Raw genomic sequence first — 13,423 nt, 5'->3', positions numbered from 1 at the left:
ATGAACTTACACATTATCGATATCAGTATCATTATCGGGTATATAATCCTTACGGTGATGATCGGATATTTTATATCAAAACAAGCTTCAAAAAACCTGGATAGTTATTTTCTAGGAGGAAAAACGATACCATGGTATATTTTAGGTTTATCCAATGCGTCGGGAATGTTTGATATTACCGGCACCATGTGGATGGTATCTTTGGGCTTCATTTATGGAGTTAAATCGGTTTTTATTCCATGGCTATGGCCCGTTTGGAATCAGATTTTTTTAATGGTTTTCTTAGCGATTTGGCTCAGAAGATCAAATGTGATGACCGGAGCAGAGTGGCTCAAAACTCGATTTGGCAAAGGTCGTGGATCTGAATTATCACATATTGTAGTAGTCATCTTTGCTATCATTGCAGTAATTGGTTTTATCGCCTATGGTTTCGAAGGAATTGGGAAATTTGCCACCCTATTCTTACCATGGGATTTAAGTACCACTATATTTGGTTTAGAGATTCCTTCTTCAAAAATGTATGCCGCCTTGATTATGGCACTCACTACAATTTATGTGGTGAAAGGTGGTATGTACTCTGTAGTAATGACAGAATTAATTCAGTTTATTGTAATGACAGTGGCTTGTATCGTTGTTGGAATTATTGCTATGAATATGGTGAGTGCGGAACAAATTGCAGCTGTTGTACCTGATGGCTGGTCTTCGTTAGCATTCGAATGGAAAATGAACTTAGACTGGGGGAATTTAATTCCTGCTGTAAATGATAAAATTGAATCGGATGGCTATAGCCTTTTTGGGTCTCTAATGATGATGATGATATTCAAAGGTGTGTTAGTCAGCATCGCAGGTCCAGTGCCAAGTTATGATATGCAACGTATTATGGCGACAGAAACACCAAAAGATGCTGCTAAGATGTCGGGTATAGTATCCTTAGCATTGTTCATCCCAAGATATTTGATGATCATGGGATTGGCAGTTATTGGATTGGTGTATTTATCACCTCAATTTGCCTCAAGCAATGGAGCTATTGATTTTGAGTTAGTCTTACCTTATGCCATTCAGAATTTCATACCCGTTGGATTAAAAGGATTATTACTTGCAGGGTTAATCTCGGCTTTCATGTCAACTTTTGCTGCCAACGTAAATGCTGGTCCAGCTTATATAGTAAATGATATCATCAAGAAATATTTTATGCCTGATGCTACAGACAAACAATTGGTAAGAATGTCTTATATCGCATCATTTGCTGTAGTAGTAGTAGGTATGATGGCTGGATTATTTGTCCAAAGCATCGATGGTATCCTAAAATGGATTGTTGCAGCACTATTCGGAGGATATACCGCTGCCAATTTATTGAAATGGGTTTGGTGGAGATTCAATGGATTTGGTTATTTCTATGGAATGATCTTCGGGTTATTATCAGCTGTTACCGTCCCCTTACTATTTAGTGAGTTAAGTGGTATAGCTGCATTCCCAATAATCTTCTTGATATCGTTATCTGCATCCATTATCGGATCATTATTGACTAAACCAGAAGACGATGAAACGTTAATGAGATTTTATATTACTGTTAGACCTTGGGGACTTTGGAAACCAATTTCAGAGAAATGTAAAGCATTAAATCCTAACTTCCAGGCCAATAAAGATTTCAAGAGAGATATGGTCAATTGTGCGGTAGGTGCAATATGGCAATTGAGCCTTCATTTGATTCCAGTATACATTATTATCAGAGATTTTTCTGCCGTATCTTTATCCTTATTATTGATGTTAGGCACAATGGCTTGGCTAAAATACAAGTGGTACGACAAAATGGAAGATTATCCAGAGGATATGGAGGAAACACTTGAACTTCTTGAGAACAAAAAAGAACTAGTTTATACCAATTAATAAATAAGAAAATGAAAAACTTCCCATGGGAACCTCGTCCAGAAGGTTCAAAAGACGTCATGTGGCGTTATTCCCAAAACCCTGTTATTCCTAGAAATGCAATAGCCAATTCAAATAGTATTTTCAATAGTGCAGTTGTAGAATTCGATGGAGCCTATGCAGGTGTTTTCCGTTGTGATGATAAATGCAGAAGAATGAATATTCATGCTGGATTTAGTGAAGATGGCATTAATTGGAAAATAGAAGAATTACCAATAGAATGGGTTTCTGGAAATACAGACATGATTCATTCTGATTATAAATATGATCCGAGAGTAGTTTGGATAGAAGATAGGTATTGGGTGACTTGGTGTAATGGTTATCATGGGCCAACTATTGGTATTGGCTATACATTTGATTTCAAAACATTCCACCAATGTGAAAATGCATTTCTTCCATACAATAGAAATGGCGTGATGTTCCCAAGAAAGATCAACGATAAATATGTGATGCTTTCTAGACCATCAGATACTGGACATACACCTTTTGGAGATATCTTTATTTCACAATCACCAGACATGAAATTCTGGGGAGAACATAGACATGTGATGTCGCCCGCACCATTTGAAGAATCTGCCTGGCAATGTATGAAAATAGGAGCAGGTCCTATTCCAATTGAAACAGAAGAAGGTTGGTTAATGATTTACCATGGGGTACTTCGTTCTTGTAATGGATATGTATATGCTATGGGTGCTGCTATTTTAGATATAGAAGAGCCTTGGAAAGTAAAATACAGATCTCAATCTTATCTATTAACTCCTGAGACTCAATACGAGTGTATGGGAGATGTGCCAAATGTAGTGTTCCCTTGTGCTGCATTACATGATGAAGAAACAGGAAGAATTGCTGTTTATTATGGTGCTGCAGATACGGTGACAGGTATGGCATTTACTGAAAAAGATGAGTTAATAAAATGGGTGAAGGAAAACTCATTGTAAAATACATTGATCATCGAAAAGGTTACTTTTTTTAAAAAAGTAACCTTTTTTTAATTATTTATTGTCTTACAAATTAACCTAATTGTCTATTATTTGAAACGAACTAAAAGTATTTACTCTTCAATTTCATGAAAAAACTATTATTTCTCCTCCTTTATTTTTCAATCTTATTACCGAGTTGTGAAGATTGTGGAGTTTCTTCTGAGCCCAAAGTGATGATTACCTACGAGGATGGGTTAAATTCGGACAATTATTGGAAATCACATTATAAAAAAGTGGAAGTCTTAAGAAGTGGAACATATGATTCTATTCCAGATTTAGATTACTTCCCAATTTCGTTGGTATCTGATACGACTTCATTTGTTTTCACTGATATAGAGAACAATACTGATACATTAACAATATCATATGAAAGAAATTTTTATTTCCAATCGAAAGCATGTGGTTATGTATTAGATATCGAAGATATGAAATCTGAATCTCAAACTACTTTTAAAGATGTTTACATTGAACATGTCTATAATGAATATCCAATACTTTACTCCATTACTGTTTATAATTAGTCTTACCATGCTAATTAGCTTTAATACATCTGAAGTTAAAGCTCAATCTTATCATGAATTTGGTATTGATTTATCAAAAACTGTTTACAATAATATTGGTAAAGAACGAAAGGGAATTGTTATTGAGCCAGTTTATTATTATGTAGCTAAAGATAGTAATTATGTTCTAAAAATCCCTTTTGGTTATAGTTATGTTAGAAATGATACTCGTTTCCCTAATACAACTTTCAATAGTACGAATGGATTTTATTTTAAGCCGGGAATAGGAGATAAAAAAGGAAAAATAAAATCTTATTTCAATTTAATTTTTTCATATTATGGTATAAGAAGTAAATATGCTATAGAAGGAGATGTTTATGGAGATCACCAAGGAGAATTTTCGAAAAATGGAATATTTTCTTTTGGATTAGAACCCAATTTTGAAATAGATTTTCCGATTTCCAATGTCTTTAAATTAATCTTAAATTTAAGGTTGGCGTATGTTCCTTATACTTCTGTTCCAGAAGATTACCCTGTTTTTTATGTACCTGGTGCTGGAAATGTCAATAATAAGAATAAGTTGACAGGAGGGTTAAATTTATATTTGGTTTGGAAATAATCTTTATTCTATCCACTCGAATAATTGAGTTTATGTTAATGATTTATTGTTTTTTATTATAATAAATCCATATAACAGAGTGTAAAATTTTTGATTAGAGTGTTTTAACTAATAAAACACTCTTTTCTATTTTATTAACAATTCATATACGCTACTTGGAACAAAATTAGAATGCTCACTATTTGACGAAAGTCAATTAAACCTAATTTGTAAACTTAACGACAAACATTATGACAAGAACATTACGTTTTTTGATCCCTCTTGTCCTATTTTCATTAACTGCTAACCTATTGTTTGCTAATACAGCAATTGATTATTATTTGAGCAAAAGTGCAAGTAATGTAAATTTTATTTTTAATTCATTAGATGATTGGAAGAAGTACCAATGGTTTGATAAAGATGGAAAAGCCTTATCTACATATCCATCCGATTTATCTACAGTTGTATTAAGAGAAGAAGAGAGTATTACAATAAATTTATTGTCAGAGATTGATGATTTAAATTTGGCAGGAATCAAAAATATTTCTCAAAATCACACCTCTTCAGTATACATTAATACTAATGAAGATATCACGGTAAACATTTTGAATTTCACATTTGATAATGGAAACCTCTATGTTCAAGGTGAAACCTTATTGAATACAACTAATATTACAAATACGAATAAGGCAGGTCTTGTAAAAGTTGAAGAAAGGGCGAAATTGAATGTGAAAGGAAAATACTACACAAAAAATGATGGAGAATATCAATATGCAATCCAAGTACTAGGAGAAGCGACTTTTGATATATTAAATGCTCAGACTAAATTTGGAATTAATGTAGCTGAAGATGGTTATATGCATCTAAAGAATATTATTGAATCCAAGAATAATTTGGATTTGCTTGTATGTGGTACTTTAAGAATAAATCATTTTGATGCAAAGAATGGTTTAAAAGTTGATTTATGTGGACCAAAAGGAACAAATTGTAGTGTAGATGATGGAAGAGGGGGGAAATTAATTGTTGATGGTAAATTTGAATGTAAGAACTCTATTGAAGTTGTTCGTTGTGGATATATTGCTGCTAATGAATCAAGTTGTGATTGTGTTATATGCGATGGTGATATCGATTTGCTTGTAGAATTAACTTATTTCAAAGGTCAACAAACCCCAACAGGTCATTTGCTTATTTGGGAAACTGCATCTGAACATAATTCTTCTCATTTTAATTTACAGGCTTCAAATGATAGGAAAAATTGGGAAACAATATCAACTATAGATGCAGCAGGGACTAGTAATGTCAAAATAAAATATCAATATCATAATCAAACAAATACTAAACATTACTATCGTTTAGAACAAGTAGATTTTGATGCCAAAAAAGAATATTTTGGTATTGTATCATTTAATAATGTTGGAAATGATTTTTCAGCTAAAGTATACCCAACGATTACACAACCCACTGAGCAATTAAATGTTGAAATTAGAAACATTAATTTAGCTTACCCTGTAGTGGCTGTTTTGTATGATCAAATTGGTGCTGTAATAAATCATGAAATCTTAATTAATGATCCGGATGAAAATATGACCACTTTTTACACAACACCTCAAATTGTTAATTCCGGTGTTTATTTGTTGATGATTTCAAATGGAAGAAATAGTGAAACTACTAAGATTGTAGTTCCATAACATTATATACTTAAGTTTATAAACCACATGATATCTATAAAAAATCATGTGGTTTTTTTATGTACTACACGATTAACTACTTAATTCTTAATGATATAATGAATATTTATTCACATTATCATTTATTAACTATCCTAAGAATAATATGGAATAATTATAGTTTAGTAAGATTTGAACTAATACTCAAAAGATCAAAACTATAATAAACTAATACTAAAATGAGAAAACAACTACTTTTCCTATGTAGCTTTATCCTTTTAAATGTATTCGCTGATTCTACGTTTATTTCAAAAGCTTACTCGGAAACATATTATTATAAAAGTCCTGACCAAAATATAAATTATAAGGTTACTATTAACGGTTCTGATGATTGGAAAGCAGGACCATGGTATGATTCTAATCATCAGCTAACAAGCAATTATCCTAAAGCAGGAGACAACATTGAAATTGGTCAAAATATTGATTTAACAATCAATGTAACTGATTATGCTGATTATACTTTTTTTGAAAGATTTGGATCAATAAAATTTGATAATCATTCGACTTTAGTTTTGAATTCATCTATAGAATCTGAATTTGAATTTAGCGATATTTATTTCTCAAATGGTTTATTGAAATTGACAGGTAATGCTATCCTTTCATGTAATGATATTATTTTTAATTCTAATATTGAACAATTATTAGTAGATAGTAAAGCAGAATTGATTGCTTCATCAGTTTCTGTTCAAAATTCAGGATCGTTAGAATTTGATGTTATAATAAGGGGGAAAGCAAAAATTGTAAAGATTGATGGACAAAGTCAATTAACATTAAATGTAACTGAAACAGGTGTGTTAAATTTAATTGATTCATTTTATACACAAAATACTCCATTTTTAAAAATTTGTGGAGTTATGTTAGTTAGGAATTTTGATGGAGGAGTTAGTCCTCAAATAAACCTTTGTGGAGATTATGAAGATGGAGATTGCTCAACAGATAATGGAAATGGAGGGAAATTACTTATTTATGATAAAATTGAATGCTCTAATGTTCCAGTAATTTCCCATTGTGGATATATTACTTTTTATGGAGATGGTACTAATTGTGATAAAGAATGTGGCATATGTGATGAAGACATCGATCTCCCAGTAAAAATCATCTATTTCAAAGGCCAAACGAATCCAAACGGAAATCTATTAATATGGGAAACTGCCTTAGAATTTAACTCATCCCATTTTGATATAGAAGCTTCTGATGATAGAAAGAATTGGCATGTAATAGGTTCTGAAAAAGCATCGGGAAACAGTGATGTGAATTTGAAGTATCAGTATTTAGATAAAAACGTTTCTGGTAAATTCTATCGTTTGGCACAATATGATTTTGATGGAGGAGTAGAATATTTCGGTGTTGTTTCTTTCGAGGATATTGGAGATAAATTCGCAGCTAAAGTGTATCCGACAGTTACAGAGTCAAAAAAGAAATTAAAATTGGAAGTCAGAAACGTAAATCCTGCTCATCCTATAGTTGGAGTTTTATACAATCAAAATGGTGTAGTAATTAATCATGATATTGTGATAGAAGCACCAGATGTCAATACAACATCAACATATACCACTCCAGATCATCTTACTTCGGGAGTTTACATTTTGACGATTTCAAATGGTAAAAACAGTGAGACTACAAAAATTGTAATTCCGTAAATAGTTATAAATCAATTTATAAAGGCTGTCTAATCAACTATTAGTACAGCCTTTATTTTTACATTGACTTAATTAGCTGTAAATCAGTAAACTGAAATATTATTCTTTCAATAAAAGTATTGTAGTAATCATATAAGTTTCACATTTATAGAGATTTAAAGATATATAAATCATTTTTTGTCTATACATTTAATTACCAATTTTTAAATGAAACTTAATTTTAACCCAATGAAACTTATAGCAAGATTAGCTACTTTACTGCTATTGTCAGTGTGTCTATTTTCATGTGATGACGACGATGATTCAGATCCAAGAGACGTGAATTACGTCTATTTTGTAACGGATGAAATCCCTGCACCAGACGAATTTGGTGATCCTAATGTTCAACTACAATTTAATACCTCTTCTAATAATATTGAAGTTGTGATAAGAACGTCTGTTGAAATTGGTACTGCAGCAACAACTGTAGTAGCAGAATATACCCAAGATGTGACATCGTATAATAGAGATGGTGACAATTATTCTATCCAAATTGATTCAGGATCTACATACAATCAAGAATTAAAAGCTGATGTAGGATGTGTTAGTATTCCTGACTCAGGTTTTTCAATGGGAAAGACCACAACATCTGTTAGCTTGGACGACATCCTTGTTTGGGATAGCTCAAACTCTAAGTATTATATTCCTGGTGAAAAGCTAGGAGAATTACTAGGTGTAGTAGTTGATCCTGAGTTTGGCCAAGGCGGCGGAGGTAATGTTGTTTACCCTAAAATTTGGTCTTCTGATGGAAGTATCATGAAATGTGGTGAATTCCCTACCAATTTGCCGAATTAAAGTCAATCTTTTCGCTTAAAAAAGTGATGATCTCAAAAGGTCATCACTTTTTTTGTGTTAATACATTATTAATATCGAAATAGTACACAAAATACACGTTCTAGTTCACAATTTATTTTTGATCCTAATAGGTTAGATGCCGTATATTTGTCGTGTAAATAGATAAATGAAAAAAATACACTTAAATAGTTATACTTCAATAGATAACTATACTATATAAATGAAAGGGGTTATAACTAAAATACAGCGATTATCAATTCATGATGGACCAGGAATACGTTCTGTAGTCTTTATGAAAGGCTGTAATATGCGTTGTGCATGGTGCCATAATCCCGAAACATTTTTGAGAAAACCAGAAATTGAGCGTTTAGAAAATAAGTGTATTCAATGTCTGGAATGTATCAAAGTATGCGAAACAAAAGCGTTATTTGTTAATAACGGTAAAGTTCACTTTAATGCTTCTAAATGCACTCAGTGTATGGAATGTTCTGAGGTGTGTTATTCCGGAAGTATGCATAAGATCGGAGAATATCATACAATAGAAAGCTTATTTAAGCAAATCGAATTGGATATACCCTTCTTTGTGAAATCAAAAGGCGGTGTCACATTTTCTGGAGGTGAACCATTGATACAGCATCAGTTTTTGTATGAATGTATTCAATATTTAAGATCGAAGTCAATACATATTTGTATTGAAAGTAATTTTTCGATGAAGTGGGAGACTATTGAGAAGTTTTTACCCTTGGTAGATCATTGGTTAATTGATCTCAAATTGATGACTTCAGTGGAACACAAAAAATGGACATTAATTGATAATGATAAGGTGCTTCAGAATATCAAAAAATTAGATAGTACTGGAAATAGTTATGAATTGAGAACTCCATTAATTCCATCAGTAAATGATAATGACAATGAAATTCAAAAGTTAATACAGTTTGTATCATCACTTGATCATTGTACTAATTACCAACTGAATCCTTATCATACTTTAGGGAATCAGAAATATAAAAACTTGGGATTGGAGAATCCATTTGAAATAGAAAATGAAATAAATAGAGCTGATTTGGAAACATGGAACAAGCAGCTTCAACAATATAGAAAATGAAAGAAATTTACTTACAAAGATTAACTGAACTAAAAAAACAAAAGGCCCTACAGACAAAAGAAAAGATAGCTTTAGAAGGTCTTTTGGATGAAGATGATTATGGAAGAATAGCAGTTCCAAAGGAGAACGCTTGGGAAATTATTCCAAATCATGAAGATGGTTCATTTTATGGTACAGAGGGTTGGACCAAGAATTTCTGTAATTTAATGGATAACCATCCTACTTATATAGATGCAAATGATGCTTTTGCTGGGCGTTGGATGTACTTTATGTCTAAAATGCGTCCAAACAAATGGAATCCAGATTATCCATATACTCATTTAGAGGAAAATCAAAAGAAGTATGATATCATTCATGGTATAGGTGATGATGCCCATTTTGCTCCAGATTTTAGTTTAGGTTTACAACTCGGTTGGGATGGTTTATTATCTAAAATTGATAGTAATAATAAAATAAACTCTTCAGCTGAGCAAAATGAGTTTTACGATGCTCACCGAAAGGCAATTAAGGCCATTCAAGGTTGGATTCAACGTCATATTGATGATATTGCTATTAAAATCAAGGAAGAAAAATCTCCAGAATTAAAGGAGAATTTGATTCAAATGAAAGAAACTAATGAAGCAATCTTACATCATCCTCCTAAAACATTAAGACAAGCATGTCAATGGATTATATGGTATCACCTAGCCTCAAGAACTTATAATAGAGATGGAGCAGGTGGGCAAATCGATACCCTTTTGCAGCCATTTTATGAAAATGATATTCAACAAGGATTAATTACAAAAGATGATGCTATCTACTTCCTTGCTTGTTTCTTGATTAACGATCCTATTTATTGGCAATTAGGAGGCCCTGATGGAAATGGAGGAGATGTTGCATCAGAAATTTCTTTCTTAATCTTAGAAGCTGCAGACAAAATAAATACATCATTAAATATAACAGTGAGAGTGCATGATCATATGAACGAGGCACTTTATCAAAAATCACTAGAATATTTAATCAAAAATAAAAATGCTTGGCCACGTTTCTCGGGTGATAAGGGCTTAATCGCCGGATTCATGAAAAATGGTTATTCTGAAGATTTAGCTAGGAAAAGAATTGCTGTGGGTTGTAATTGGATGTCACTTCCAGGATTGGAATACACTATGAATGATTTGGTAAAAGTGAATATGGCCAAAGTTTTTGAGGTGTCTTTTGAGGAGATGATCAATGGCGACCAAGAAAACTCAACAGCTCAACTTTGGAGTAACTTTAAATCTCACTTGTCGATAGCCATTCAAACAGCTGCAGATGGAATTCTTCATCATTTGAAGTATCAAAAATACAATGAGCCAGAGCTAATACTTAATTTGCTTTCTTATGGACCACTTGAGAAAGGAAAGGATGTAAGTGATGATGGTGCTATGTATTACAATTTATCAATTGATGGAGCAGGTATAGCTATTGTCGCTGATTCGTTCGCTGCAATACAACAGAGGATAGAAAAAGAACATCGCTTGGATTGGAACGACTTATCTCATCATTTACAATCAAATTTTGAAGATGAAAATGGTGAAAGAACTCGTCTTTTACTTCAGAATTCAGAAAGATACGGACAAGGGAATACGATCGGAGATCAATGGGCAAAAGAAATTAGTGCTTTTTTCAGTAAAGAAGTAAAATCCAAATCTTCTCAAGATAACCGATACTGTTTTATTCCAGGATTATTCTCTTGGGCCAATACAGTAGGGTTAGGGAAAGCAGTTCAAGCCACTCCAAATGGAAGAAAGGCACATCAGCCAATAAATCACGGAGCCAACCCAACACCAGGATTTGTGATTGATGGCGGATCGTTAGCACTAGCAAGAGCCGTTGCGGAAGTTCAGCCTGGTTTTGGAAACACCGCACCTATGCAATGGGAATTGGATCCTACATTAGCAAAACAAGAACATGCAGATGTTATTGGGGCAATTATCAAAACTCATTTTGAATTAGGAGGTACATTAATCAATGTCAATATAATGGATAAATCACAAGTACTTGCAGCACATGAAAATCCAGAACTTTATCCTGATTTAGTGGTGAGAATAACAGGATTTACTGCTTATTTTGCCATGCTTACCAAAGAATTTAGACAATTAGTAGTCGATAGAATTTTAGAAAATTAAGAAGATGATTACTGAAAGATATATACACGAAAAAGAAGGGTATTATCCTTTTTTGATTCGAGAAGGTTGGCAAGTTGCTCAATTAAATTATGAAGAAGCAAGCAGTCCAGAAAATATTAAAAGATTAGACGTACATCATCAAACAGATGAAGCTTTTTTATTAATTTCGGGCAAAGCCATTTTAGTCTCTGCAAATATTGAGGACGACCATATTACTTACGATATGGAAGAGATGAAAGAGGGCATTACCTACAATATTCCTGTAAATGTTTGGCATACCATTGCATTGCAAGAAGGAGCGAAAGTACTAATTATAGAAAAAGACAATACCCATTTAGGTGATTTTGAATTTTATGATTTTTCTGAAAGTCAACATCAGTTATTCCTAAATGAAATAGGGAAAATTTGGAAAAAAATTTAATAAATAAATCAAGGGAATAACCCCATAAACCATAAATAAAAATGAGAACTACCTTCATTAAATCTATTACGGCCATGGTTTTGGTCGCATTTAGCTCTTTGATTTTCACATCATGTGGATCAAAAACTACAAACAACGAAAAGACGGAGACAAATCAGATTTCTGATAAGGAAAAGCTTGAATATCAAGAAAGAGTGAAAACAGCTTTCAAAAAAGGTTGGAGAGCGTATATGGATTATGCTAAAGGTTTAGATGCAGTAAATCCAATTTCTGAAAAAGGTCATAATTGGTATGCAGAATCTTTACTAATGACTCCAGTAGATGCTTTTTCTACCATGTATTTAATGGGATTAGAAGATGAAATGAAAGAGTGTAAAGAGTTAATCTTCACAGAATTAAACTTTGATAAAGACTTAGATGTTCAACAATTCGAAATTGCTATCCGTATTTTAGGTGGTTTGATTTCATCTTATCAATTGGATGGAGATCAAAGATTCTTAGATTTAGCGATTGATCTTGCAGATAGAATGTTGCCAGTATTCGATTCACCAACAGGTATTCCTTATCGTTTAGTCAACCTTAAAACTGGTAAAGTTGGTGGACAAGGAACGAACCCATGTGAAATCGGTTCTATGATGTTGGAATATGGTACTTTGTCTAAAATCACAGGTAATCCTAAATACTATGACCTTTGTAAAAGAGGTATCAAAGCAGCTTACGATAGAAGAGGTAAAACAGGTTTACAAGGTTCTTGGATTGATCAAGATACTGGCGAGTGGGCAGACACAAGAGCACACATCTCAGGAGGTATTGATGCTTACTATGAATACTTATTAAAAGGTTACCTATTATTCGGTGATGAAGATTTCTTGGAGTGGTACAATGTATCAAGAGACGCCATCAATAAATATTTAGTAGATACAACTTCAGTACCTGGTGAGTATTGGATCGGTTGGGCTGATATGAACACTGGTGAAAGACACAGTACAAGATTTGGTGCTTTAGATTGTTTCTGGAACTTATGTTATGTACTTGAGGGATCTACAGATAGAGCAGAAAAACTACAAGCATCTATTGCCAAAATGTGGTTCAAAGATGGTATCGAGCCTGAAGCAGTAGATTACACTACAATGCAACCTTTCTACGAAGGTGCTGAATACTACATGATGCGTCCTGAAGCCATCGAATCTACTTACTATGTATGGAGAGCTACTGGCGACAAGCAGTATTATGACCAAGGCAAGAAGATGTTCGAAAGCATCGAGAAATATTGTCAAGTAGAAAATGGTTACGTTCAGTTGAAAGATGTAAAAACAAAAGAGAAGTGGGATACTTTAGAAAGTTTCTTCTTTGCTGAAACAATGAAATACTGTTATTTATTCTTTGCTCCATCAGAAGTGTTTGATTTAGAGAAGTATGTGTTGAATACAGAAGCACATCCTTTGAAAAATACATGGGACAAAGATTGGAAAGGAAATAAAATTGGTTTGAAATAAAACTGATTAAATCACTTTAGAAAAGGGTTGAATGTTTTTCATTCAGCCC

At 32.9% G+C, this 13,423-nt stretch carries 11 protein-coding genes; all 11 read left to right on the top strand.

Translation table 11 applies throughout. From position 1 onward, the window contains the following. The 11 genes from KMW28_RS26360 to KMW28_RS26310 all read left to right on the top strand — a co-directional run bounded on the left by KMW28_RS26360 (position 1) and on the right by KMW28_RS26310 (position 13,374). Complete coding sequence (locus KMW28_RS26360) at positions 1 to 1,887, top strand: sodium:solute symporter family protein (protein WP_169663883.1); 1,887 nt, start codon at positions 1 to 3, stop codon at positions 1,885 to 1,887. 11 nt (positions 1,888 to 1,898) lie between these two features. Continuing rightward, positions 1,899 to 2,864, top strand: a complete 966-nt coding sequence (locus KMW28_RS26355; RefSeq protein WP_169663882.1) for a glycoside hydrolase family 130 protein — start codon at positions 1,899 to 1,901, stop codon at positions 2,862 to 2,864. A gap of 128 nt (positions 2,865 to 2,992) precedes the next feature. Continuing rightward, the gene (locus tag KMW28_RS26350; protein WP_169663881.1) at positions 2,993 to 3,427 is read left to right on the top strand and encodes a DUF6452 family protein; all 435 of its coding nucleotides are present in this window, start codon (positions 2,993 to 2,995) and stop codon (positions 3,425 to 3,427) included. After that, positions 3,387 to 4,025 carry a hypothetical protein gene (locus tag KMW28_RS26345; protein WP_169663880.1) on the top strand — a complete coding sequence of 213 codons (639 nt, stop codon included), beginning with the start codon at positions 3,387 to 3,389 and terminating at the stop codon, positions 4,023 to 4,025. The genes KMW28_RS26350 and KMW28_RS26345 overlap by 41 nt, the downstream gene beginning before the upstream one ends. Positions 4,026 to 4,255: 230 nt before the next feature. Beyond that, on the top strand, positions 4,256 to 5,692 hold the full coding sequence (locus KMW28_RS26340) for a hypothetical protein (RefSeq protein ID WP_169663879.1): 1,437 nt from the start codon (positions 4,256 to 4,258) through the stop codon (positions 5,690 to 5,692). 218 nt (positions 5,693 to 5,910) lie between these two features. Next, on the top strand, positions 5,911 to 7,371 hold the full coding sequence (locus KMW28_RS26335; protein WP_169663878.1) for a T9SS type A sorting domain-containing protein: 1,461 nt from the start codon (positions 5,911 to 5,913) through the stop codon (positions 7,369 to 7,371). Between the two features lie 228 nt (positions 7,372 to 7,599). Beyond that, on the top strand, positions 7,600 to 8,205 hold the full coding sequence (locus KMW28_RS26330) for a hypothetical protein (RefSeq protein WP_066215172.1): 606 nt from the start codon (positions 7,600 to 7,602) through the stop codon (positions 8,203 to 8,205). Positions 8,206 to 8,425: 220 nt separating this feature from the next. Beyond that, positions 8,426 to 9,310, top strand: a complete 885-nt coding sequence (locus KMW28_RS26325) for a glycyl-radical enzyme activating protein (protein WP_169663877.1) — start codon at positions 8,426 to 8,428, stop codon at positions 9,308 to 9,310. After that, positions 9,307 to 11,457 carry a pyruvate formate lyase family protein gene (locus KMW28_RS26320; RefSeq protein WP_169663876.1) on the top strand — a complete coding sequence of 717 codons (2,151 nt, stop codon included), beginning with the start codon at positions 9,307 to 9,309 and terminating at the stop codon, positions 11,455 to 11,457. Before KMW28_RS26325 ends, KMW28_RS26320 begins: the two co-directional genes overlap by 4 nt. A 4-nt stretch (positions 11,458 to 11,461) precedes the next feature. Then, positions 11,462 to 11,878: a hypothetical protein gene (locus KMW28_RS26315; protein WP_169663875.1), complete on the top strand. Its 417-nt coding sequence runs from the start codon at positions 11,462 to 11,464 to the stop codon at positions 11,876 to 11,878. A 41-nt stretch (positions 11,879 to 11,919) separates the two neighbouring features. Beyond that, positions 11,920 to 13,374, top strand: a complete 1,455-nt coding sequence (locus KMW28_RS26310; RefSeq protein ID WP_169663874.1) for a glycoside hydrolase family 47 protein — start codon at positions 11,920 to 11,922, stop codon at positions 13,372 to 13,374. The last annotated feature ends 49 nt before the right edge of the window (positions 13,375 to 13,423 follow it).

It is taken from the genome of Flammeovirga yaeyamensis, assembly GCF_018736045.1.
Classification (GTDB): domain Bacteria; phylum Bacteroidota; class Bacteroidia; order Cytophagales; family Flammeovirgaceae; genus Flammeovirga; species Flammeovirga yaeyamensis.
The sequence above is the reverse complement of the archived record's forward strand: the minus strand, read 5'-3'. Positions and strand labels throughout refer to the sequence as shown.